Annotated in this window: 14 protein-coding genes, 1 tRNA gene, 2 rRNA genes and 1 pseudogene (1 of these 18 only partly in view); 11 read left to right on the top strand and 7 right to left on the bottom strand. The window is 62.1% G+C overall.

The features are described from left to right. From ACW172_RS01500 to ACW172_RS01485, 4 genes are all read left to right on the top strand, one after another. Positions 1-2,506: ribosomal RNA gene (locus ACW172_RS01500) — 23S ribosomal RNA — on the top strand (it extends 276 nt beyond the left edge of the window). An 87-nt stretch (positions 2,507-2,593) separates the two neighbouring features. Then, a 5S ribosomal RNA gene (rrf, locus tag ACW172_RS01495) occupies positions 2,594-2,708 on the top strand. A gap of 74 nt (positions 2,709-2,782) precedes the next feature. Then, positions 2,783-2,859 (top strand) — tRNA-Met (locus ACW172_RS01490). 169 nt (positions 2,860-3,028) lie between these two features. Continuing rightward, complete coding sequence (locus ACW172_RS01485) at positions 3,029-3,217, top strand: hypothetical protein (protein WP_492033434.1); 189 nt, start codon at positions 3,029-3,031, stop codon at positions 3,215-3,217. Between the two features lie 192 nt (positions 3,218-3,409). Here ACW172_RS01485 and ACW172_RS01480 read toward each other — a convergent pair. The 3 genes and pseudogenes from ACW172_RS01480 to ACW172_RS01470 all read right to left on the bottom strand — a co-directional run. Continuing rightward, positions 3,410-4,390, bottom strand: a pseudogene (locus ACW172_RS01480) (recombinase family protein); the annotation flags it as partial. A gap of 543 nt (positions 4,391-4,933) precedes the next feature. Beyond that, the gene (locus tag ACW172_RS01475; protein ID WP_492033433.1) at positions 4,934-7,039 is read right to left on the bottom strand and encodes a PriCT-2 domain-containing protein; all 2,106 of its coding nucleotides are present in this window, start codon (positions 7,037-7,039) and stop codon (positions 4,934-4,936) included. A gap of 273 nt (positions 7,040-7,312) precedes the next feature. Then, complete coding sequence (locus ACW172_RS01470) at positions 7,313-7,855, bottom strand: hypothetical protein (protein WP_492033432.1); 543 nt, start codon at positions 7,853-7,855, stop codon at positions 7,313-7,315. A 466-nt stretch (positions 7,856-8,321) separates the two neighbouring features. Here ACW172_RS01470 and ACW172_RS01465 point away from each other — a divergent pair, with 466 nt between their 5' ends. Further along, positions 8,322-8,882, top strand: coding sequence for a recombinase family protein (locus ACW172_RS01465; RefSeq protein ID WP_492033431.1), 561 nt, complete (start codon positions 8,322-8,324; stop codon positions 8,880-8,882). Positions 8,883-9,117: 235 nt separating this feature from the next. Here the strand turns inward: ACW172_RS01465 and ACW172_RS01460 are convergent, their stop codons facing one another. Then, a complete protein-coding gene (locus ACW172_RS01460; RefSeq protein WP_492033430.1) occupies positions 9,118-9,438 on the bottom strand; it encodes a hypothetical protein in 321 nt (106 codons plus the stop codon). 117 nt (positions 9,439-9,555) lie between these two features. Then, positions 9,556-9,888, bottom strand: coding sequence for a hypothetical protein (locus ACW172_RS01455; RefSeq protein WP_492033429.1), 333 nt, complete (start codon positions 9,886-9,888; stop codon positions 9,556-9,558). Between the two features lie 78 nt (positions 9,889-9,966). Between ACW172_RS01455 and ACW172_RS01450 the strand changes: the two genes are divergently transcribed. The 4 genes from ACW172_RS01450 (at position 9,967) to ACW172_RS01435 (ending at position 14,921) form a co-directional block, all read left to right on the top strand. Beyond that, positions 9,967-10,170 carry a helix-turn-helix domain-containing protein gene (locus ACW172_RS01450; protein ID WP_492033428.1) on the top strand — a complete coding sequence of 68 codons (204 nt, stop codon included), beginning with the start codon at positions 9,967-9,969 and terminating at the stop codon, positions 10,168-10,170. A gap of 319 nt (positions 10,171-10,489) precedes the next feature. Further along, positions 10,490-13,705 (top strand): DEAD/DEAH box helicase, encoded by a 3,216-nt coding sequence (locus ACW172_RS01445; protein WP_492033427.1) that lies wholly within the window; start codon positions 10,490-10,492, stop codon positions 13,703-13,705. 246 nt (positions 13,706-13,951) lie between these two features. After that, positions 13,952-14,155, top strand: coding sequence for a hypothetical protein (locus tag ACW172_RS01440; protein ID WP_492033426.1), 204 nt, complete (start codon positions 13,952-13,954; stop codon positions 14,153-14,155). After that, entirely contained in the window at positions 14,139-14,921 is a 783-nt protein-coding gene (locus ACW172_RS01435; RefSeq protein ID WP_492033425.1) for a restriction endonuclease, read from the top strand. Before ACW172_RS01440 ends, ACW172_RS01435 begins: the two co-directional genes overlap by 17 nt. 723 nt (positions 14,922-15,644) lie before the next feature. On the opposite strand, the gene ACW172_RS01430 is transcribed toward ACW172_RS01435, so the two are convergent. Then, complete coding sequence (locus ACW172_RS01430; RefSeq protein WP_492033424.1) at positions 15,645-19,124, bottom strand: hypothetical protein; 3,480 nt, start codon at positions 19,122-19,124, stop codon at positions 15,645-15,647. Between the two features lie 41 nt (positions 19,125-19,165). Beyond that, positions 19,166-19,354, bottom strand: a complete 189-nt coding sequence (locus ACW172_RS01425) for a hypothetical protein (RefSeq protein ID WP_492033423.1) — start codon at positions 19,352-19,354, stop codon at positions 19,166-19,168. Between the two features lie 163 nt (positions 19,355-19,517). Here ACW172_RS01425 and ACW172_RS01420 point away from each other — a divergent pair, with 163 nt between their 5' ends. Then, positions 19,518-24,275 carry a DUF3320 domain-containing protein gene (locus ACW172_RS01420; protein WP_492033422.1) on the top strand — a complete coding sequence of 1,586 codons (4,758 nt, stop codon included), beginning with the start codon at positions 19,518-19,520 and terminating at the stop codon, positions 24,273-24,275. After that, on the top strand, positions 24,272-25,021 hold the full coding sequence (locus ACW172_RS01415) for a tellurite resistance TerB family protein (protein WP_492033421.1): 750 nt from the start codon (positions 24,272-24,274) through the stop codon (positions 25,019-25,021). The genes ACW172_RS01420 and ACW172_RS01415 overlap by 4 nt, the downstream gene beginning before the upstream one ends. The last annotated feature ends 266 nt before the right edge of the window (positions 25,022-25,287 follow it).

Genomic DNA, 25,287 nt, shown 5'->3' with positions numbered 1-25,287 from the left:
GAGACTCCCGTAGTAGTGGCGAGCGAACCGGGACCAGGCCAGTGCTTCTGTGACATAAAGCCGAACGATCTGGAAAGGTCGGCCATAGCGGGTGAAAGCCCCGTAGGCGTCAAACAGCAGAAGACTCGAGTAGGGCGGGACACGTGAAATCCTGTCTGAACATGGGGGGACCACCCTCCAAGCCTAAGTACTCCTCTACGACCGATAGTGAACAAGTACCGTGAGGGAAAGGTGAAAAGCACCCCGACAAGGGGAGTGAAACAGATCCTGAAATCGGAAGCCTACAAGCAGTCGGAGCCGCCAAGCGCGGTGACGGCGTACCTTTTGTATAATGGGTCAGCGACTTCATGTGTCGAGCAAGCTTAAGCCGTTAGGTGTAGGCGCAGCGAAAGCGAGTCTGAATAGGGCGCCAAGTTCGACGTATGACGACCCGAAACCAAGTGATCTATCCATGAGCAGGTTGAAGGTAAGGTAACACTTACTGGAGGACCGAACCGGTGAATGTTGAAAAATTCTCGGATGACTTGTGGATAGGGGTGAAAGGCCAATCAAACTTGGACATAGCTGGTTCTCCGCGAAATCTATTTAGGTAGAGCGTCCGACGAATTCCTTAGGGGGTAGAGCACTGGATGGTTGCGGGCTGCGCGAGCGGTACCAATACTAACCAAACTCCGAATACCTAAGAGAACTATCGGGCAGACACACGGCGGGTGCTAACGTCCGTCGTGAAAAGGGAAACAACCCTAACCATCATCTAAGGCCCCCAAGTACTGGCTAAGTGGGAAACGATGTGGGATTGCTTTGACAATCAGGAGGTTGGCTTAGAAGCAGCCATCCTTTAAAGAAAGCGTAACAGCTCACTGATCAAGCGATCCTGCGCGGAAAATGTAACGGGGCTCAAGCCAGTCGCCGAAGATATGGGTGCACTTATGTGCGCGGTAGCGGAGCGTTCCGTAAGCCGGTGAAGGTCAGGCGTGAGCCTGGCTGGAGGTATCGGAAGTGAGAATGCTGACATGAGTAACGATAGGAGTGTGAGAGACACTCCCGCCGAAAGACCAAGGGTTCCTGCGTAAAGCTAATCTGCGCAGGGTTAGTCGGCCCCTAAGGCGAGGCTGAAAAGCGTAGTCGATGGGAAGCAGGTAAATATTCCTGCACCAGCCAGAAGTGACGGATGGCGCAACTTGTCAGGGCTTATTGGATTGTCCTGGCAGGGAAGTTGTCCCTGGAAATAACTCTGGCAGAGACCGTACCCGAAACCGACACAGGTGGTCAGGTAGAGCATACCAAGGCGTTTGAGAGAACTATGCTGAAGGAACTCGGCAAATTGCACGCGTAACTTCGGAATAAGCGTGACTCTGCTAAGGGCAACCTATGTAGAGTGGCACAAGCCAGGGGGTAGCGACTGTTTAGCAAAAACACAGGGCTCTGCGAAGCAGCAATGCGACGTATAGGGTCTGACGCCTGCCCGGTGCCTGAAGGTTAAAGGGAGATGTGAAAGCGTCGAACTGAAGCCCAGGTAAACGGCGGCCGTAACTATAACGGTCCTAAGGTAGCGAAATTCCTTGTCGGGTAAGTTCCGACCTGCACGAATGGCGTAACGACTTCCCCACTGTCTCCAGCATAGGCTCAGTGAAATTGAATTCCCCGTGAAGATGCGGGGTTCCCGCGGTCAGACGGAAAGACCCTATGAACCTTTACTATAGCTTCGCCTTGGCGTTAGCGACCGTATGTGTAGGATAGGTGGGAGGCTATGAAGCCGGGGCGCCAGCACCGGTGGAGCCATCCTTGAAATACCACCCTTACTGTCGTTGACGTCTAACCGAGGGCCGTTATCCGGTCCCGGGACATGGCGTGGTGGGTAGTTTGACTGGGGCGGTCGCCTCCTAAAGTGTAACGGAGGCGCGCGATGGTGGGCTCAGACCGGTCGGAAATCGGTCGTCGAGTGCAATGGCATAAGCCCGCCTGACTGCGAGACTGACAAGTCGAGCAGAGACGAAAGTCGGCCATAGTGATCCGGTGGTCCCGAGTGGAAGGGCCATCGCTCAACGGATAAAAGGTACTCTAGGGATAACAGGCTGATTTTGCCCAAGAGTCCATATCGACGGCAAAGTTTGGCACCTCGATGTCGGCTCATCACATCCTGGGGCTGGAGCAGGTCCCAAGGGTTCGGCTGTTCGCCGATTAAAGTGGTACGTGAGCTGGGTTCAGAACGTCGTGAGACAGTTTGGTCCCTATCTGCCGTGGGTGTTCGAAGCTTGAGAGGATCTGTCCCTAGTACGAGAGGACCGGGATGGACATACCTCTGGTGTACCTGTCATGGCGCCAGCTGTGCAGCAGGGTAGCTAAGTATGGAATAGATAACCGCTGAAAGCATCTAAGCGGGAAACTAACCTCAAAACAAGGCTTCGCTGAGGATCGTGGAAGACTACCACGTTGATAGGCCGGGTGTGGAAGTGCGGCGACGCATGAAGCTTACCGGTACTAATAATCCGATCGGTTTGATCGTTTCTCAGATAAACTCATTCGATTTTCCTTCGGCAGCGCGCCGAAGATGACAATGTCTTCTCATTACAGTCGATATCCTCCTGGTTGACCTGGTGGCTATGTCGGAGGTTCCCCACCCGATCCCATCCCGAACTCGGTCGTTAAGCCCTCCAGAGCCGATGGTACTATGTCTCAAGGCATGGGAGAGTAGGTCGCCGCCGGGTCTACCAGGCGGATATCTCTGTAATGTTGCTCTTCACGAGCTCTCTCGAACACCTTCCTTCACACTACCGTTTGCCGCGGGATGGAGCAGCCCGGTAGCTCGTCAGGCTCATAACCTGAAGGTCGCAGGTTCAAATCCTGCTCCCGCACCCACTAATACCGCACTTCTGGAAGCCCTGTTGTTCTGCAACAGGGCTTTTATTTTGCCCGATACTTCGAGATCGTATGCGCCGCGCCCTTCAAGGGGCACAAGGACTACGCTTTCGATCAATTCCCGCAGCTCATCACGGACTTCCTGGGCGTCGTCGCCGTCCAGCGCGAGGTGAAGGCTTTCCGCGAGCGCGCGATAGGCTTCCGCCGCCTTCGGATGCAGTCGCACGGTGTGCGGCGTCGCCATCTGCGCCAGTTGACCTTCCAGCTCGGCCCGCTGGGCTTCGAGGCCGGCGAGGCGGTCGCGCACGGCGTGGCCGGTCAAAACGCCTTCGGCGACCTGATCGACCAAGCGATCTGACCGGCGCTTTACCTCGGCCAGTTCCTTTTCGGCCGTGGCGCGACGCTGGACCTTGGTCTTCTCCTCTGCGGCCATCTCGTCGTGGAAAGTCTGGATGGAATGCTGGATGACCTCCGGCGAGAGCAGGTGCCGGCGGATGCCGTCCACGACCCTGAGCTCGAGCTTGTCCGCGGCGATCAGTTTGTTGTTGGTGCAGGTGCCCCGTTCACGATGGGCCGAGCAGGCGTACCGCTGACCCTGCAGGGTAATGGCGCCGCCGCAGACGCCGCAGGTCATCAGGCCCGACAGCAATCGCTTGGGTTTGCGCGCATAGGCGCGCGGCAGGTCGGCCAAGGCGGTCTTTCGGGTCTGGACCCTGTTCCACAGCTCGGCGTTGAGGATGCGAAGATCCGGCACGTGCTCGCGGATCCACTGCTCCGGCGGGTTCAGGACGCTGGAGCGGCGGCCGGTCTCCGGGTGCTTACGGAACCGGCGCCGGTTGAAGAGCCGTGTGCCGACATAGAGCTCATTGTGCAGCAGGCCGTCTTGGGCCCGTCGATCGCCGTTGATGGCGCTGGCGGTCCATTCCCCACCGCGGGGCCCGGCGACGCCCTCGGCGTTTAGGGCGGCTGCGATCCGGCGCGGGCTTTCGCCACGCGCGTAGTCAGCAAAAATCCGGCGCACGACCTCGGCCTCGTTGTCATTGATGGCGAGGACGCCCTTTTCCTTGATCGCATAGCCGTAGCACCGGCCGCCTCCGGAAAAGCCGCTGCGCACCTTGGCCTCAAGGCCCCGTCGCGTCTTCTTGCCAAGCTCGACGAGGAAGAGGCGGTTCATTGTCCCTTCCATGCCGACGTGCAGTTCGTTGACGGCACCGCTCGACAGCGTCTCGAGGCGCACGCTCGCGAAGGTCAGCAGCTCATAGAGCCGGGCTGTGTCCGACTGGCTGCGGGATAGTCGGTCCAGGGCCTCGGTCAGGACGACGTCGCACGCGCCGCCGGCGGCAGCCTTCATCAAGGCCTGAATGCCGGAGCGCGTGGTGACCGCCGAGCCCGAAACGCCGCGATCGGCGAACTCATCCACCACCTGATACCCTTTGGCGGCAGCTGCCCGGCGGAGGGTATCAAGCTGATTCTCCGCCGAGCGTTCGTTCTGCAGGTCTGATGAATAGCGGGCGTAAAGCGCTACGCGCATCGACGTTCTCCCTCGGCATTGGCGATCTGATCCGCCAATTTTTGCCGACGCGCCGCCAGTCGTGCAAGAGCCGCGGCGAGGCGAAGGACATCAGGGCAGGGTTCTGACCCCATCATGGTCGGGTCGTCCACGCCTATAGGTGCCGATCCGGCGGTGTTTGGGTAGGCCGCCATTACTGGGCCTCACCGGCGAAAATGGCGTCTGCAGTAGCGGCGTCAGGACGGTTATCCGTCCGATCGGCCCAGAACCCTGTCTCGTACCGCGACGCCGTCGAGGTTGACCGCATCAGGTACGTCTGGCCGCGCGAAAACCTGTTCTTCACGCGCTAGAGAGCAAACGACTGAGCACCCGGCCGGCTCATCACCCAGAGCGAAACGCCCCACCTGCACTGCTCCCGCCCCCTTAAGCGCGCGACACACCCTGCGGGGGCTCATCCCATTACGGTCGCTCAGCTTTCCAATCAGCCAGGTCAGGACCTCCTTCAGGGCGAACAGGCGGTAGGCAAATGGCCCGATCCGATCGGTCATGCCGTCTTCGATAAGTTCATCCAGGAGCGACCGCGTTTCCAAACGCATGTTCTCCTTGGCTTTCGTGTCGGGCGCTCGCCCCTTTGCCTTGAAGGTGGAGACGTCCCTGTCCATCAGCCAACGCGCGGCCTTGGCCGCACCCCCGGAGGCGTACCAGCGAACCAGCTCCTCGTAATATTCGGCCTCGCGCGGCTTCGCGTCGTTCCAAGTCACGAAATAGCGACGGCCTTCGCTGCTTACAGCCAGCGCGTTTTGCATGTTGGTGAAGAACACGGCCGCCACGAGGTTCGGCACCTCGTATTGGGGCTGGAATTTGATGTTGACGCGGAGCGTATAGGGCGGGGCCGCGAAGGGGCTTTAGCCGATTCATCGTGGCCTTGCGCTCGTTGAGCTCCATTTCCTCGACGATCAGCAGCCGCGTGCCCTTGATGAAGTCGGTCCACCCACTGCTCAGGTCGTCTGGTCCGATCTCCCGCACATTGGCCGAACCGAGTGCAGCCCTGACGGGGTCCATCATCAGGTCCTTGCCAAGGCCCTCCGACGTCGACCCGATGACCAAGGCCCAGTTGGGTTTTTCGCCCGGGTTCTGACAAATCCACGCGAGCCACGACAGGACGGTCTCGCGCTCAAATTCGTCTGGAATGACCATCGCCACGTGGTCGAGCCAAGGTTTGATGTCGGCGTCGCTGGCGTGGGCGGGCAGGTCGACAGCCGGGTCAGTCCAGGTGTTGATGGATTGACCCGTCAGGCCGGGAAGCGCTTCCGTGACGAACTGCCCCTGACCAGGGCGATAGGTGACGTTCTTGACTGCGGTCACATTCACGTAGTCGCGCACAAATACGGCCCACGCGCAGTCTTTGCTGCTCGCTGGATCGCCGATTTTGGCCAGCCGGACATTAAACTGCTCGCGATTGAGCAGGTCGCCGGTTAGCCGGTCGCAAATCCGCTGAATGCTCTCGACCCACACATAGCGATCAAACATTTTCTGTTCCGCGGGGGGCAACAACGGGCCCGATTTCGTGTCGGGACCGGGCGTATCGGCGATCGCGTCGAAGTCCTCGTGGGCGGAGAAGAATGAGCCGGCGCCCTCATCCTGAGCGTAGCGGGCGAGGTAATCCCAGCCGACTTGATAGGGTGGGTGGAACGACCGCCATTTCGCCAGCACGCCCTCGGGCGTGTTTTCGGGCCATTGCAGGGACCAATCCTCAAACAGCGCGTATGCGTCACCTTCGCGTTCGGGGCCGGCGGCTCCTTTTACGGCGGCGAGCAGCTTCATCCAGGTGTCGTAATCCACCTCATTTGGAATGGCAGCCAGAGCGCGCCCGATGGCCTCGACCGATGGCGCGAGCAGACCCGCCTGGACAACAGCCGAACCCTTGCCCTTAGCAGCGGAGCGGTTTGTCACTTCGTATCCGAACATGTCCAGAAGGCTTTCGAGCTTGTCGAAAAAGGCGTCCAGCGCCTCGCTCCGTAGGCCCGAAAGCGCTGCAGCGCCGATCACAGCGGGCGACTGTCCCTCATGCCAGCGGTAGGGCAGGTGGGTTTTCGGGTGAATGCCCTCAACGACATACTGCTGCCCGGTAGCCAACAGCTCCACGGCCTGGATGGCGTCGATTTCGACCGCGCCGCCGGCAGGGTTGGCGCACCGGAACGACACCCGGCGCTTGTTAAAGCCCGAACCGGCATAGACGAGGATCCGGCGCGAGCCCCGCCCAAATCGGATCGGGGCGACACCCAGTGTCAAAATGGCCAGTTCGTGCACACGGTCTGCCAGCTCGATGTCGTCGACGTCGATGTCGAGGGCGGGAAAGTTACGGCCCTGCATGCCGATCCCGGCGCCCGAGGCTTCCCACGCCGCGATGTCGTCAATGGTCGCTTGGAGTTCCGGCCAGCTCCGCTTGCCGACCCAGCCGCCGCGCCGCCTTTCGCCAGGCACCTTGCCGCGATTGGCCAGCAGGCTTTCGCGCATCGGGCTATCGGGGTGAATGGCTGCGTCGTGGGGCAGGATGGGCAGAAGATCGAGTCCAAAGCCCGCTTCGGCGTAGGCGGCGAACGTTGATCGAGGTGGCCCATCGGCTTCCGCTCCAGAGCGGGTGTTGTTTGAGGTGTCTATGGTCGTCATCGGAGTTTGGTTTCTGTGAAATTCCCGCTCCGAACAGCAGGCAGCCGTCAGCACTCGGCCGGGACGCGCGTTCAGAACTCAGGTGTTGTTGGGAAATCGGCGGGGCCATGCCCGCAGTCGCCATGCCCGCAAGGGGCAATCGTCTTCGCGCGTTCTGCGCTGCACCCCCGGACGAACAGGGGAGGTGGAACTCCTTACCAGCGTGTGCGGCGACTCATTCTGAGTGCCGGGAGGCCAGAAAGCGGTGTGTCGCTCCCCGGCCCCAAGAGCGAATTATGAAACGTCCACAGGTTCGTGTCCGCGGTCGCTGGGCCGCGGCGCTGCAAGGGCACAGCGCGCCCTCTCGGCGATGACCTGTTGCGCACGGTGCATGCAGGCCTCGGCGGTGTTGGGGTTCATCGTGGCCGTCAGCCAAGCTGTTAGCGCAACGGCGCGGCTATGGACGATTTCGTCGTGACCGGGGACACCGACACGATCAGAGAATTTGGACGCCCGCAGTGCTCTGACAAACTCTGGCGAATAGGCCTCTGGATTCCACAGAGGGGGCTCATCGAAGAAGGAAATCAGATCGATCTGGGTCGGGCAGACAATACGGCCGAGCCAGGTTGCGGCTACGGTTCCGTCGTCGAACAGATACGAGAGCTCGACAAAGGACGACAGCAGAGGGCCGGCGGAAGGCAGGGCCTTTACGAGCAGGCAGCGGCTATGGTCGCCGACGTAAGGAGCCAGATTGTCGCGCTGAACGGCGACACGGCTGATTTTCGGTTCGAACACGATGGTCTCGAACGCGATCGAATGAACTGATGATGATGACATGGTGACCTCAGGATTGCCGGGGCGTCATTCGTGACGCAGCCACGGCGTGGTGACGGAAAGGGTTCATCGGCAGCTGCACTGCCTTCCTCTTGCCAACGCGACCTGGCCGTAACGCGATCGGATTACGCGCCGTGGGCGCGGGCGGCTCGGAGCGGACGAACCCGTAACGCTCTGCAGAGATCCGAAGCGAGTCGCTGCAACACACGAATCATGCGGTGTGTCGCGAGCGAAAGAAAAGCCCGATCAGGCAAAAATCCGCAGATTTTTCCGGGGCAGGGGATAGGTGAAAACGCGCGCGACGTTTGGCCCCCCGCCGGGGGGATGGGCCGGGCCGGCGATGACCTCCGTCCGCGTTCCGGTGCCTCTGACATCGTCAGTCCCGAAAGGGATCGATTGCGGGACAGTGTGTCGATGTCAACGAAAACAATGACTTGTGTGTCCCGAATTCCTGTGCCGAAATGCGGGGATGAAGATCGGATATGCACGCGTCTCGACAGACGACCAGAACCTTGACCTGCAGGAGCGGGCCCTGACAGCTGCCGGCGCGGAGAAGATCTACCGCGACCAAGCCTCGGGGGCGCTATCGTCCCGGACGGGTCTGAACGCAGCCCTTGCCGCCTTGAAGCCGGGCGACACGCTGATCGTCTGGCGCCTGGATCGACTCGGGCGGTCCTTGCCGCACCTCATCAGCGTCGTCGGGGAGTTGGGCGAACGTGGCGTCGCGTTCCAGTCGCTCAACGACAATATCGACACCGCCAGCGCGCAGGGCAGGCTGGTCTTTCATATGATGGGCGCACTGGCCGAGTTCGAGCGGGCTCTGATCAGCGAACGCACCACGGCGGGCATACGCGCCGCTCAGGCCAGGGGTGTCCGTCTTGGTCGGCGGCCGACACTGGACCGTGTGCAGATCCAGCACGCGAGGACTTTGATCGCGGGCGGGGAAAGTCCGGCGACTGTCGCTCGCATTTTGCGGGTCGGGCGGTCGACCCTTTATCGGGCGTTGAAGGCGCCGGTCGTCAGCCCATAGGGCAGGGCTGTCTCACGGTCTCACATCTCAGATCGATTTATGTTTATCGTACGCATGTAGGGGTGACTCTATAGGTACATAGATATGTATAGGGCTCCGGAAAACGCATCTGAGATGTGAGACCGTGAGACGCTGCATCAGCAGCATCGCACGCCCGCCCTCAGCCAAAGCGATATGGTATCCGAATACCGTATCGGCGGATGTTCCGGCCCTGCCCGACGAGGCTCGGCGGCCGTCAGCGCGATTTCCGCGTCTTCTTGTCGGTATGAGGCTGCCGACGACTTGTCGCCCTTTCGCCTAATCGCAAGGCCTTCTGTTGCTGCTGTTCAGCCACTTCGCGCTGAAGCCTGATGAGCCCATCGAGCGACCCATCGCGTTTCATCTTCGTGAGCATGTAGTCGGTCTGCTCCTGTGGTGTTCGCCGGGCCCTCGAAAATGACCCGGCCGGCGCCATTGGGGCCTGCGGTAAAGTCGCCGTTTCCGGCAGCGTCTCGACAACTTGTCGCCTGACCATTCTTCGCTCGAGGTAGGCGTCGAGCTCGGCCTGCGGGATCATGACCGGCCGCAGGCAAATAGCCCAACTCGCCCTTGGCGCGCAGCCGCTGCACCGATTTTACGTCACGGCGAAGAACCTCCGCGACCTCCTGCTGTGTGAGAAGTTTGCCTATGTCGGTCACTGGGAGGCCGCCTCGCGCACCTGCCCGAGAATATGTTCGGCCAGATCGGGGCGCTTCATCCGGGGCATTAGCCCGGCAGTGATCGTATGCAGGTCGAGAAGGCCGATTTCGCAGTCTTGTCCGTCCTGCAGCGCCAGGATGGTGTCGTTGGCGACGACGCCGGCCGCGGCATCGTACTCATTTAGTCCCAGCTTGGCGTACTGACGGGTCGTCATATTGAACACCATCGTATCAGCGCCGCCGGCGACGTTGAGCTTTCGTCCATAGTCGAGCTCGACCACGGCGATCGTGCGCATCCGAAGTCCAACCAATCTGAACCAGCCCAGCATCCACCCTCCATCACTGCCGGCAGAAAATGACACGATTAGGGGACAGCGCAAGATGCCCGCATTGCGCCATCTGCCGAAATGGACGTCGTCGCCGTCATGGGCAGGAATGTGAGGCGGCTGCGCGAAGAAGCGGGGCTGTCGCAAGAGCAGCTCGCCTTCGAAGCCGGCATGAAACGCAGCTATGTCAGCGACCTTGAACGCGGCACGCGTAATCCGACGGTGCGGGCGTTGGGGCGGCTGGCGGCGGCACTGAAGGTGGAGCCGGCGTCGCTGTTAGGCTGACGTCATGTTCTATGAAAAAGGCGAATGTCAGCTAAGGGCTCTTTGCAGACCTTGGGAACGTCAGCTCTGTGCTAGCTCAAAGAGGCATTTGAGGTTGCTCTGGCTGAGAGGTCGGACGCTGGCGCACCACCCCAAGATTGCGGTCTGGACAACCTCGCCGCTTTAAGCTGTGCTGTTGAGGCGCGCCGGGCCAATCCAGACAAATCGATTCCTCCCGGTTCGTATTGGAGGATTTGTGAGCCTATTCCCAAAACCCCTTGGTTCCATTGTTCTGCCCCCGCTTCCTGAGCGGAAGCATAAGGCTGGCAGCAACTGGATCGTGCAGCACGTCTTTCAAGGCGCGACCACGAAAGCCCAGATCGCACCCTCCGATATCAAAGGTCACGACCTCGTCACGACGAGCTTGCAGCCGCCCTATCGGGATTTTTTGCTTCGCCATAAAGGCGCGCGAAAGATCGAGACCGATCTACCCGTCCTCACCTCATCCGAGCCCGTAACGTACGAGGATCAGCCCGAAACATTCGAGCTGCGGTGGGACAGTCTGGGCAGGCTCGAAACCTATGCCGACACGCCGGAGAAAGTCCGCGAAGCATGGGTGAACCAGTTCAACTTTCTCACGGAGGACGAAGGCGCGGGACGACCTGGCCTGCGGCTCCCGCAGATCGCGGCCCTTCACGCAATCTCAGCACACTTCGCAGTTGGCGCAGATTTCGATGCCGCCACCGTCGTGCTGCCGACTGGGACCGGCAAAACGGAGACCATGCTGGCGACCCAGGTTTACAGGCGCCTTGAGAAGACTCTCGTCCTCGTACCGAGCGACGCGCTTCGCTCTCAGATTTCCAACAAATTCGTCAGTCTTGGTGTGCTCCCTGCCGCGACCGTCGTCCCGCAGGAGATCGCTTGTCCACGCGTTGCCGTGATCGCCGGCGGCATCAGGACGGCCGACGATGCGAGAGAGATACTGGCGCAATCCAACGTCATCGTCGCTCTCCCGAATGCTCTCGAAGCGTCGAGCGCGGAAGCGCTTGAGGCGTTGATCGATGGAGCCACGGACCTGATCGTAGACGAGGCACATCACGTCACCGCCGCGACGTGGCTCAAGGTTCGGGAGCGGTTTCAGGGGAAGCGGGTTCTTCAGTTCACCGCCACGCCATTTCGTCGCGATGGCAAGCGCATCGACGGGAAGATTATCTTCAACTTCAAGCTGGGGGATGCGCAGGCTGCGGGCTACTACCGCCCCATCAACCTCGGCACGGTCGAGGAATATGGCGAGGAAGCGAAACGGGATCGCGCGATTGCGATCGAAGCAATCGCTGCCCTACGTCGCGATCGAAACGAGCTTGGACTCGACCACCTTTTGATGGCTCGGACCAAAACGAAGGAGCGTGCGGAAGAGATTTGCGCGCTCTACGCGGAGCTCGCTCCCGAAATGAAGCCGGTGTTTGTGTACTCCGGCCCAGGTCGAACGACAGCCAACAAGCAAGCGCTCGATAAGCTGTTCGATCGGGGGGATGACGGCTCGCGGATTGTCGTTTGCGTGGACATGCTCGGCGAAGGCTTCGACCTGCCGAACCTGAAGGTCGCGGCACTGCACGACAATCACAAGTCTTTGGCTGTCACGCTCCAGTTTATCGGCCGCTTCACCCGCAAGGGTGATCCCACGAAAATCGGCAAAGCAACCGTCATCGTGAACATCGCCGATCCCGAAGCCGAGCAGAAGCTCGCCGATCTTTACGCCGAAGGAGCAGATTGGGATCGGATCATAAAGCGCCTGAGCGAAGAACGGGTCGCTCAGGAACTGCGCCTTCAAGACGTGGTTGAAGGGCTGAAAGCCTCTGGCACCCTGCATGACCAGTTGTCACTCTGGAATCTGAGGCCGGCGCTTTCGGCGCAGTTCTTCCGCACGGAGTGCGAGGCGTGGAACCCCTCCGCCTACAAGGAGGTCTTACCCAAGGGCGCGGAAAGCTGGTTCTCCTACAGCGAAGAGGACGAGGTTCTGGTCGCCGTCGTCTGTCGGACGGATGTCGTGGGTTGGGGCAACTACCAGAATGTCCTGAACACCCTCTATGACCTGCTGATCATTCGATGGGACAAGGAATCCGGAGCGCTCTGCCTCTATTCCAGCGACTACAAAGGCATGAAGTCCGAACGTCTCGCGCAGATCGTCACCGACGACCACACGCTTCACGTATCCGGGTCTCCCATCTTCAATATTCTGAACAACGTCGAGCTGCCGCTCGTAAAGAGCCTCGGCTCGTCACGCCTCGGAGCGATCAGCTTCACTTCCTATTTCGGCCCGAATGTCACCGAAGGGATCGGGTCGATCGAACGCTCTCAATCAGAGCTGAATAACGTCGCCTGTCTTGGCTATGAAAACGGCGATCGCGTCCTTTGGGGAGCGACCCAACGTCGGGGTAAGGTGTGGCAGCAAAGGGCTGGCACGATCTCCGACTGGATCGCATGGACGAAAGCGACCTGGGCCAAAGTCACCACTGACGGAGGCGACATCGCCAACGTCATCAGCGGCTTCCTGAAACCGATCAAGCTGACCGGGCCATATGAGTCAGTCCCGATAGCGGTTCAGTGGGGCGAGCAAGCACAGTTCCGGTCGAACGAGCGCCAATCGGTGTTGTTCGGCGACGTAGAAGTGCCGTTGTATGAGATCGATTTGCTACTCGGATCCGAGGGGCCAAATCGCGAAATCAACATCCGGATCGTGAGCGACCACCACGCTGCGGAGTACAGTCTCCTGATCGACGACGCCTTACCTGGCGGCTACCGACACGATCATGTCTCGGGCCCTCTCGTACGATTCAAAAACGGGAATGCAGAGCCTGTCGCACTATCGGAGTTCCTCCAGAAGGATCCGTTCGTCGTCCACTACGCGGACGGAACGTATTCCTATAATTGCTACCACATCCCCGCCGACCTCAGCGCCGCTGGCGTGTTCGACAAGGATAAGCTGGAGAGCTGGGACTGGACCGGAATACCGTTGAACAAGGAGTCGATGGGTAAAGCCGTCGCGCAGGACACGATCCAGTATCGCACCGCTGAAAAGCTGAAGCCGGAGTATGATCTAGTCTTCAATGACGACGGCAGCGGCGAAGCTGCAGACCTCGTGTGCCTCAAAGATGTAGACGAAGAGACCATCAAGCTCTGCCTCGTCCACTGTAAGGGCGCTCATGAAGCGCGCGTCTCTCAAGATATCCGAAACTTCTACATCGTTTGCGGCCAAGCCCAGAAGAGCATCACGGCGAAACACATCGGTCTGCCCAACCTCTACCGAGACCTCAAACGCAGGCATGAAACATGGGCGCGAGAGGGGGCGACACGCTTCGTCAAGGGCGACATGAAGAAGCTGTCCTACTTCAAGGAGAAGGCGCGCCGCTCGAAGTTGGAATTTGAAATGATCCTCGTTCAGCCGGGCGGATCAATCGCCTCGATCACCGACGATGCGTTGCGACTGCTCGCGACGACAGAGCTCTACCTCTACAAGACGACACAAGCGAAATTCAGGGCGGTCATCTCGCCCTAGATCAAAGCCACTTCCGAGAGGAGTGTCGGTTCGAGTTAGACTACCTGTTGTCGGCAAGCCGCACCGACGCTGTCACCCTTTCTGCTGTGCTTCGAATGCGTTCAGCCACTCGATGCATTCGGCGGCAGGCCGGGGCGTGCTCCTTTGGGGCGAGGGCACCGACCCTCAGCTTAAATGTACTCGCGACTCCTTCGCGATCTAAGCGGCGTCCACGCCCGCAGGCCGAAGCGATGGCTGTCCGACGGCTTGGCCGGCACCGGACAGGGCTGGCGGATCGCCCCGGCCGCCTTCGCGCGGGAAGTGGAGAGGGTCGAGGATCTGCTGGTCGATGCCCTGCCGGAGATCGTTCCGCTCGACGATGCCGGTCTGGCGGGTGTTCTACTGACGCCGATTCAGGGGAGACTGGAACAAGTGAGCTGGTCGGGAGGCGGGTTTGATTTCGGACGATGAGTATCTGGAGCGTGTCGTCGCCGGCATCATGGCGATCACCACGGCCGGCGCTGATGTGCGCTGGAACGATGTGATCAATGATCGGCAGTTCGACGTGACGGTGCGATTCCGACTCGGAACTCTCAGCTACCTTGTCCTGGTGGAGGTGAAGAACCGGTCGAGGAAGACCTCTGCAGAAGACCTGGACGCCTTTGTCACCAAGGCGCGCGACCAGACCGCCAACAAGGCAGTGTTTGTCACCGCTGCCGGCTTCCAGTCCGGGGCGGTCACTGTGGCGGAGCGGCACGGCGTCGACCTCTTCACGGTCAGTTTCGGCAAGGACGAGGCGACTATCCCGTCCCATCAGGGGTCAATCTCGATTCGCAATCCGAACTATGACGGCCCAGACGTGGAGCCGGAACTGACGATCGGCGAGCCAACGCTGACCACCAACATCACCAAAATCACGCTTGTCTATGCAGACGGTGCGAAAAGAGCTCTGCCCAACGAGCAGTCCCAGATGGCCTATTATATCGGCCGCAGTCGGTTTCGCGATGGACGGACACTGGGTCAGGTTCTGGATAGCCGCGAGTTTCCCGATCCGGCGCTCGACGAAGCCCTCGAGGCGACGATCAGGATCTCACCGCCGCAACGTTTCGAGCCCGCCGACTCCTACGCCGTTCCGGCGGGGGTGGTATCCGCGCTGCGGCTTACGCTCAAAGGCATCATGGCCCGCCCCATCGAGGGGAACGTGAAGATCGCCCGGGCCTTCTCGCGCCGCCGGTGATCTACACCAACGTCAGGACCAGCGAGGCACAACGCTTCACAATGGATCAGATACCGCTTGGACGAACGACGGTAGAGCCTGGCCGCTTCTACTTCTGTCACCACCCCCTATCCTACTACCACTGCGATGCGATCCTTGGGGACGCGGTTCGCTGGGACGTCATCGAAAGCTTCCAGAGCGGGCAGCTCTTCTCTGCGACTTACATCCAGAGTGCGGAATGGACCGGCTCCTATATTCCGGTCACCGACAAAAAGATCCTCAAGCGGCTTGAGGGCCGCCTGGCCGACTATCGTCGGCGGTCAAGCGCGCCAGGCGGGGAAAGGGTCGTGCAAAGGCTAAATTATCAGGTCCCCGCTCGCGTCCGATTCAAGCCGGCCCATTAGGCTGTCAGGCCCGGATCGCCGATTGGCAGGCCGGGTCTACCGAGCCGCAGGCAGGTCTGAATCGACGGCAGAAAGTGGATGCCACGATCCATCATGCTCTTCTTTAGGCGCGGGGGCTGGTTCGGACTGCAATGTCGCCTGTCCGTCTGGAAGTGAACTTCCACTTTTGGCGCTGTTGCGCCGTCGTGGAATGGGGGGGCTGACTCTTAGGTGACCTTCGGCAGGTCCGCTGTTGGGCTGGCGCCCAGTAGCTGTCGCCCGCAAGACGGCAAGAGCTGGCGATGACCGTCGTCGGCGCTTCCGGGTGCGATCGCTCGGGAGCGCCGGTCGGCGAGGCCGATCAAGCGGCGGGATGGGCGATCCTCCAGAAGGGCGTTTCGGCGACGGTGACCTGACGGCCCCACTCCATCGCCAGGGAGGCCTTCCAGGGATCCTGGGCGTTGACGGTCAAATGTGCCCGAACCATTCGGCCGGCGCCGAAGTCCTCGAACGCGACGTGAGTGAACATCTCACGAGCCACGATCCAGGTGGCATCCTGACCGCCCAAGTCGGAGTAGACGGGCAATTCATTGAGATGGAAGTCGTACCCTCTGCCCTGACCGTCACGGAACTCCAGCTGCATGTCCGCCGGCCGCGTCTCGCCCGTCAAGTCGTAGTGCCAATCCCGCAACCAGCGGGGCTCGTTGCGGGCGCCGCGGATGATCAGCGGTGTGAGGCCCGCTGCGCGAACCGCCGCGATCCCTTGCTTGACCGATCGCCACCACCCGTCTGCCGTTCGTGGAGAGCGTCGCGTGGGCCGGCGCGCCTGGAGGGCGTCGAGCAGAACCCGCGAGGCGACCAGCGGCGTGTAGTAGTCGCGGAGATAATCGTCGCCCTCGGACCAGGGCTCCTCAAGCTGGGGCGTCGTATAGGCGCCGCGCCGAAGCCCGCCGAGGCGGAAGGTGATACGTGGAAGCGGCTGTTCCACGCGCTCGACCGTCGCGAACAACACCAGTGGAAATCCGGTCGGCGTGAATGCGGTCTCCGCGATCTTCGCCTCGAGGGCGGTGACGCGTTCGGGATCGAACTCGGCGGTCTGGAGGGCGACGAGGCGTTCGGCTTCGATCACCGCTCGACACGCGGTCAGAAGCGCCTTGACCGCCTCCAGCCGCGCTTCTGTCTCTGTCGCGTCGACAGGCCGCTCGAGCAGAAGGGAGAGCAGGGCGCTCGCGCGCGATTGGTCCGCCTCGTCGGCACGTCGCAGGAAGTCCGTGAGATGATCCAGAAGCCGTCTGCGCCCTTCGTCGGTCGGCGGAAGAAGCAGTCGCCGGGTATCGTCCCCGATCTCGAATGCGTCCCGGCGCCGTCCCGCCGCTACGGCCGTCGTTGACGCCAGGAGCACGATCTGCGGATCCGCCACGGCGCTGTCGTCGCCGGATCCCGACCAGCTGTAGACGCGGCCGCTGACGTAGTTGGGGCCGTCCAGCCGGTCGATGCGCTCGGTGATCCCGTCCAGGTCCGCGCCGTATCCGCTTGCTCGATCCGCCCGGCGAAGAAGGGAGCGCAGAAGCGTCCCGAGATCCATCTGTCGCGCCTCGGAGGTCCGGGACGCCCCGTGGTCGAAGGTTCGGTTGTGATAGAGGGCAAGAGACACACGCCCGGCACCGCTGTCCGGGATGACGCCGTCGACGGGGTCAGGGCATCGGGCCAGCAGGTTCGACAGGGTGATGACGACCGTATCGAACCAGGCGTTTTCCATGAGGCCGCCGAACACGCCGGCCGGGTCCTTGGGTTGATTATCCATCGTCAGAGGCGCCGCCTCGATCTCGGCCCAACTGAACCGGGCGTGACGCAAGGTGAGCAGAGGCCGATGCAGCGCCCATCCGCCGCGATCCTGGTTCAGGCGTCGGGTCGTCCGGTTGCGCCAGTTCAGGAGCATGTCGCCGGTCCAGCCGATGGCCTGGGTCTCGCCGATCTGCGCGGCCCGGATGGTGAGCATGGCCGTGTCGATCAGGTGGCGGAACAACTCGTCGGACAGGGCGCGGAGCTCGTCCCACCCCGGGCGTTCGTCTCCACGGCGTTTCAGGGCGGCGAGCTCTTCTCCGAAGCTTTCCCAGCCTCCGACGTAGTTGATCCAGAACCGCTTGTACTTCTCGCCCGCGGCGCCCGGGAAGCTGAAGATCGCCGGCGGCGTTCCGGCTGGCGCGGTGTCGGCCTTCTCCTGTCCCGCGCGGTCCAGGAGCGCCAGGCCGGGGAGGGCGGCGAGATGGAAGAGCGCCTTGCGGGCATCGGTGGGGGCGACCGAGCGGATGCGTCGATGGATGCGGCTAGGGATGTAGATGAGGCGTTCGAAGAAGCGCGGCTCACGGTCGATCCGGTCGCCGGCCCGGTTCAGCAGGTCGCGGTAGGTCGCGGCCCAGCTGGCACCCAGAGTGTCCCATCCCTCTTCTATGGCCGCGTAGTTGAAGGGATCGCTGCCCGGCAGACGGGGGTTCGCGCCCAACTCGTACAGCCGGATATGCAATCGGGTCGCCTCGTCGATGCGGGCGTCGAACTGATCGTAGTTGCCGGCCTCGAACTGGAGCTGGGCCGAGGCGACCAGCTCCGTGAGGAGGTCCTGTGTCAGGGAGCTGGGGTCCCTGCGATCCGGTCGCGCAAATCGATAGGCCCGGTTCAGGACCAAGCGTTCCGCCTTCGACAGCGTCCCCGTACCGCGCACGAGGTCGATCCGGCCCTCGTCGTATTCTCTGTCGATGGAAGGCGCGAAGGTGATGGACGCGGGCGACCGCCCAAAGATCGCGTTCCGCTTCTGGCTCCGCAGGACCGCGTTCAGTCGACCGAACGCCACGTCGACGAGCGTGCGGGGACGGGAGAGCGTTCGACTGGCGATTACGCCATCGAACTCATACGGATTGATCAGGCCGACCGCGCCCGCTTCGGCCGGCGCTTCGACATAGCCGTAGGTCTGGGCGCCCAGTAGCCGGTTGGTGCGCACGACGGCCCGAAACTGGGCGGGCCACGCGGTATTGGCGACGTAGCTCTCCAGCATGCGGTGACGTCCGGTCGGCCGGATGAAATCCAGACTGCTTCGGACGAAGAAGGCGAGGCCGATCAGATTGAGGGTGAACCAGAGGATGTTCACGACGGTCGCGGCGGCGACCACGCGGACCGGGATTTGGCCATAGACAAGCGACTGCAAGCTCACGACAGCGACGAAGACCAGGGCCATGGAGCCGACCGCCGTGGCTTCGGTCTCCTTGAAGTAGACGTTCAGCCGGGCACCCCGCGCCGCCGTCTCCTGAAACAGCAGGCTGACCAGGGCGATGACCAGGGGATAGACCAGACCCAGCAGCGTCGCCTGGGCGCCCATCAGCGCGAGGTTGATCGTCTGGAAGTCCCGGAAATAGTCTTCGGCCGACGCTGGCGTGGTGGGTCCCCAGGGGATGAACGGGATGCTCCAGGTGACGGCCAGAGCGGCCGCATAGACCAGCCCCGCCAGCGCCAGTCCCTTAAGGGGGTGTCGGGAGATCGTGGCGAGCGTTTGCCTCAGGGGACCGTAGCGAAGAAGCCGGGAGGTCCGGTTGTTTTTCAGATGCGATCGAACATGCGCTCGTGCGATGGAAGATAACCAAGGCGCGGGCCGGAGGGTGCCGTCCAGCACCGTCAGGACGTTGGAGGCGGCTAGGCCCATCCGGTTTCGAAGGCGCACGCTCCAACGGGGTGTCGGTTCGGCTTCTCGATCGTCTTCGTGCAATGCGTCCCCTTCGACGCGCCAGGCCTTGGCCGCGTCGCTCCCGCTTTTGTGGAACGAAGGTTTGCGCCCACAGCGGCCGATCTTCAACGACCTCCGGTCCATCGAACTGGGGACGGCTTCGTCCGAGGTCAGGTCTCGGCTCTGGGGCTGCTCACTTCGAGGAAGCGACGGCTGCGGTCCAGAATGTGGTCGGCGACGGCGCGCACGGTCTTGCTGTCAATTCCTTCGTCGACCAGGACTTCGACGGCGCGGTTGACCGCCTCCTCGGTACGGGTCGCCAGTTCGACGGCCCGGCGGCGCAGATAGGGGGCGCCCATGCCGACCTGGCCCCTTGAGCCAAGGTCGCTTGTCTTAAGGGGCTGGATGTCCGGTCGCCGGCGTCAAGCCAGTGTCCGCTTCTGGCGCGTCTCCGAACTGACTCGCCAACGCCTCTGAGTTGCTTGTAAGATCAGTGTCTTGCAACCTCGGGGGAGGCTGAGCATGGCCGACGGCGACGCCATCATTTCAATTCGCGACCGGCTGTTGAAGGAACGCAACGCGCTCCTCGACCTCTCGACCCGCAACCGCCTGCTAAACACGCCGCTGCGGACCAAGAACAACCGCGCCATTGAGATCGTCGATGAAAAGTCGGTCGAGGTGTTCCGACTGCTGACCTCCAACAAGGCCCTCAGCTTCGTGCCCGGCGTTCAGTTGAGCGAAGCCGACCGTGCGGAACTCGACCCCGACGACGACATCACCGGCGGCATTCCCCAGCCCGGCGATGATGCTGTCGACGAACGCGGCGTGGCATCCCGGCACACCGACACCCGCCTCCAGACCCGGCTGACGTCGGAAGGGCTTCAGAAGCGGCTGTTCGACGTCTGGTATGACGCCCAGACGCTGGAGCAGGAACAGGGTGTCAACATCCTCTACCTGGCCATCGGCCTTCTGCGCTGGTTCGACAGCGACACGTCCGACATCGCGCGACATGCGCCGCTTGTTCTGCTGCCCGTGAAGCTGGAGCGCACCAGCGCGGCCGACAAATTCAAGCTGCGCTGGCGCGACGAACCTCCGTCGCCAAACCTGACGCTTCAGGCCAAGATGAAGGTCGAGTTCGCCCTTACGATCGAGGACTTCAAGGACGAGGACGAGGTCGATCTGGCGGGCTACTGCGCGCGCATCGCGGAGACGGTGTCCAACCATAAGCGCTGGGAGGTTCTGCCCGACTCCATGGTGCTGGGCTTCTTCTCGTTCTCCAAGTTCCTGATGTATCGGGACCTCGATCCCGACAACTGGCCCGCCGAAGCCGGCATCGACACCCGCGAGATGATCGGCGCTCTGCTGCGCGACGGGTTCCCGGATAGCGCTCCGCTAATTGGCGACCACGACGCCATCGACGACGTCATCAAACCGCTCGAACTCCATCATGTCGTCGACGCCGACAGTTCCCAGACCGTCGTCATCGCCGAGGCCGCCGGTGGACGATCCCTGGTGGTCAAGGGGCCGCCCGGAACCGGCAAGTCGCAGACGATCACCAACATCATCGCTGCCGCCGTTGCGCGCGGGAAGAAGGTCCTGTTCGTCGCCGAGAAGATGGCGGCCCTGGATGTCGTCCACCGCCGTCTTCGGCAGGTCGGGCTTGGGCCGCTGACCCTTGAGCTTCACTCCAACAAGGTCAACAAGCGCACTGTCCTCGAAGAACTGAAGCGGACACGAGACGCCCAGCACAGGCCGGCGCGGGGTGACCTGAGCGTCATCGACAAACTGGGCGAGACGAGCGGCGCCCTGAATGCGTTCGCCAGACGCTTGCACGAGCCTTTGAAGCCCAGCGGCCTAACACCCCAGGCGATCTTGGGGCTACTCGCCCGGTCTCAGGAATCCACCGCGCCTGCCGGCTATGTCCTGACCGGCGCGGACCTTTGGGACAGAGCGGGCGTCGCTGCACTGCGCGAGGTCATCGCTGATGTAGCTGAGCGTTCTCGTGCTCTGGGTCCCGCGCCAGCTAATGTCTGGCGTGGTGTGCGCCGGGACGCCATAGACCCGGTCGAACGTCACGCCCTCGGAGACCGAATTCAGACGCTGGCGCGCGCGAAGACCGAAGCCGAGCAGCACGGCGCCCTCAGTGTCGACGTTCTGGGGGGCGAAGCGCCGAGGTCGGTAGCCGATCTCAAGCATTCGATGGCGTGTCTCTCGGTGACGCCTCTGCCGTCTGGGCTCGATCGTCAGGCGCTGACGTCGACGACATGGAACGACCCAGACGCCCTTCAGCGCCTGATCGACGCTGGGCGCGCCTATGTCGCAGCGTGGGCGAACGCCGAGCAGGCTTTCAACCAAACTGGTCAAGCCGCCGATTTCGCTGCCATCCGCACCGCGATCGTCACCAAGGGCGCCGGCCTGTTCCGCTTCCTTGACAGCGACTATCGCGCCCAGATCGCGCTCCTTCGATCTTATCTGACCGCGCCTCTGCCCAAGACCCCCGCCGAGCGGATCGCACTCGTCGACCGCATGACGGCTGCCCAGAACGCGAAGGCTGCCTTCCTTGCCGCAGGGCCGGCCGGAGCCGCCTTCGGTTCAGCTTGGAAGGGAGAGAGATCAGACTGGGGGCAACTCGATGCCATCCTGGCTTGGCGTCGCACTCACGAAGCCCTGCCACACGTCGTCTGGGCGCGGTTGTCGGAGGTCGATGACACGACGCGGATTGAGAAAGCGCGGGCTGGCCTGTCGAAGGCTCTGCCGGACCTGGAAACACGCTTGGACGCGATCGTCGCGGAACTCGATCTCGATTTGAAGCGGGCCTTCGGGGTCAGGGATACACCCGCCATAGCGCTCGATATTCTCGCCAGCCGTCTAACGGAATGGCTTGAAGACCTTGAGGGCATCAGCCGCTTCATCGCCTTCGCAACACGCGCCAGGGCCTTGAGCGATCTCGGCGCCGGAAGCTTGGTCGATGGACTTCACGATGGTCAGCTCGACCACAGGACGCTCGGCCCGGCTTTCGAGCGGGCCTACGCGGAGGTCCTACGCGTCACGCTTTTCACGGCGTGGCCGGAACTGCGCGCCTTCGATGGCGACGGTCACAACAATCAGGTGGCTTCGTTCCGGCAATTGGATAAAGCCCGCATCGGTCTCGCCCAGGAGCAGATCGTCGCCGCCCATGCCGAGGGACGTCCGCGCGGCGCTGCTGGGATCGGTCCCCTTGGCGTGCTGAATGCCGAGATCGCCCGCAAGCGTGGCCATAAGCCCATCCGCGTCCTGTTGGAACAGGCCGGGCCTGCGATTCAGCAACTCAAGCCCGTCTTCATGATGAGCCCGCTGTCGGTCGCCCAGTTCCTGAAGCCGGGCGGCATGCAGTTCGACCTTCTGGTCATGGACGAAGCCAGCCAGATCGAGCCTGTCGACTCCTTGGGCGCGATCGCCCGCGTCAATCAGATCGTCGTCGTCGGCGACGAGCGCCAGTTGCCGCCGACTGCCTTCTTCAAGAAGTTGACGGGGGAGGAAGACCCCGAGGAAAGCGACGACGGGATCACCATCCAGGCCAAGGACGCCGAAAGCATCCTTGAACTTTGTCTGGCCAAGGGAGTGCCCCACCGGATGCTGAGCTGGCACTACCGCTCCAAGCACCAGTCCCTGATCGCGGTCTCCAATCGCGAGTTCTACGAGAACAAGCTGTTCATCGTGCCCAGCCCCTATGACGACGTCGCCGGCATGGGGCTGAAGTTCAACCTAATGAAGGACACCGCCTACGACAGAGGCGGCACACGGACCAATCCCAAGGAAGCGAAGGCCGTCGCCGAGGCGGTCATCCACCACGCCCGAACCAGCCCAGAGCAGACCTTGGGCGTCGCCACCTTCTCGGTCGCGCAACGGCAGGCGGTTTTGAAGGACCTGGAATTGCTGCGGCGGGCCAACCCCGACGTCGAGGAATTCTTCAGCGGCGCCTCCAACGAGCCCTTCTTCGTCAAGAACCTGGAGAACATCCAGGGGGACGAGCGCGACGTCATCTTCATCTCGGTGGGCTACGGCAAGACCGAGCAGGGCTATCTCGCCCACGCCTTCGGTCCCCTCAGCGGTGAAGGCGGCGAGCGCCGCCTTAACGTCCTGATCTCGCGGGCGAAGCTGCGGTGCGAGGTCTTCTGCAACTTCACTGGTGCCGACGTCGACCTCGAACGGTCCAGAGCCAGGGGCGTCACGGCTCTCAAACTGTTCCTGACCTTCGCCGAAACCGGCCATTTCGGTCTGGGGGAAGTCACGGGTGAGGATTTCGACAGCGAGTTCGAAATCCAGGTTTGTGAACGGCTCCAGGCTCTGGGCTACGACGTCAAACGCCAGATCGGCGCATCGGGCTTCCGCGTCGATCTCGCCGTCTCGGACTCCGACAAGCCGGGCCGGTTTACCCTCGGCATCGAGTGCGACGGCGCCCAGTTCCATTCGTCGCGGTCGGCGCGGGACCGTGACCGCCTGCGTCAGCAGGTCTTAGAAGCCCACGGCTGGATCATCCATCGGGTCTGGAGCGCCGACTGGTATCTGCGTCCACAAGCCGAGTTGAAGAAGATCGAGGATGCCATCGCCGCCGCGAGGGCCGAGTGGGCTGCGCGCGACGAGGACGGTTACAAGCCCGCCCGCGCCGTGCCGGTCTCCTTCGAGGCGGAACGGGTCGATGACTACGAGGTCGTCACTGCGGTGATGGAGGCCGGATCGACGTTCGTGTCGGACCGCAATCTGTATGTCGAGGCCGACTTCCCTGTGAACCGCGCGGTTGAGCCTCACGAAACCTCTCTGGCTCAGATGGCCGCCTATGTGGTCAAGGTCGTTCAGGTCGAAGGCCCAATTCATATCGACCAGATCGTCACCCGCATCCGAATTCTTTGGGGTGTGGGCAAGGCGGGCTCCCGCATCCGAGCGGCCGTAGAGCGGGCTGTCACGGCTGCGGTTCAGCACGGTCTGATCTTGGGCGGGCCCTTCTACTCGGCGCCCGAACAGGCGGTAGTGGGCCGGGATCGATCGATGGTGACATCGCTGTCGCTGCGGAAGCCGGAGGCTCTGCCGCCGGCCGAGATCGATCAGGTGCTCCTGACCATCATCGACGCCAACTACGGCGCAGGCCGGGATGACCTCGTTCAGGCCGCCTCGCGGGCATTCGGCTTCTCGGCCACCAGCGCCCAGTTGAAGGAAGTCCTGCAAGCCGGCGTCGACCGCCTCGATGCCGCCGACGTCGTGACGATCAAGGGAGACTTGGTCGTGCGGAAGGTCGCAGCATGAGTTGGGTAAGTCTCGATCACTTCGTGACGGTGAAGGCAGCGCTGGGGGCACAGGCTGCCGCGACCCGATTCCTGAACATCGGCGGTAAGGCCTCGACCGCAGATGCCGAGGACAGCGTCGAGATGGCGGGCGCCGCCGATATGGCGGAGACGGTGCCGATCGTCTTCCATCTTGTCTACGAAGACGTAGCGGGGAACGTGTCTCAGCGGATCGTCACGGTCCGCAAGATCGAGACAGGGCGCTCGGGTCCGCTGTTGCTGTGCTTCTGTCACCTCCGGCAGCGTGCGCGACGCTTCTCTCTGGACAGGGTACTTGAGGTCTTCGATGTCTCGACCGGTGAGGTGCATGGCGATCCTCGCGCGTTCTTCCTTGGCCACCCGCTCCTGACCGTTGCCGAGAGCCACGAGGACCGTGCGTTCCGCTTGTGCTCGGACGATCTGACGATCCTCACCGTTGTTGGGGCGTCGGATGGGCGGTTCGATCCCGACGAACAAGACCAGCTTCTGGTTCACGTCTTCGACCGCTACGAGGACGGCGCTCTCGACGAGGGCCTGTTGCGGGGACGCCTCTCCCTTCTGACGCCCGATCACGCCAGCTTCTTCCGCTCACTGTCACGCGTCAGACCGGAAGACGGTCGGCTCCTCCGGCGGTCTGTTCGACGGATCGTGGATGCAGACGGCGTGATCGACCCGGCCGAACTTGCGTTCGTTGAGACAATAGAAGCGCGTCTGACCGGAAGCTATTAGTGCGACCCGTCGACCAATGTCGACTTTCCGACTGCGGTTGAGTGTCCGCTTATGGCGCTCTCCCGACATTTGGCAGGTCGTCAGGTTTACCGACAGTCGCGTCGTCGCCGAGCCTTCATCGCCACCTGACGGTGGATCATCCTAGTTGGAAGCCAGAATATTCAGAAGCTGGATGGCATCTGGCCCGGACCATCTCCAGGCGGTGACTACGGATAGGAACGGCGAGGACCGATCCGGCATAGTCGCGTCCTGGCGATGTGCGAGCA

The sequence above is a fragment of the Brevundimonas sp. ALps5 genome (genome assembly GCF_058681645.1).
The sequence above is the reverse complement of the archived record's forward strand: the minus strand, read 5'-3'. Positions and strand labels throughout refer to the sequence as shown.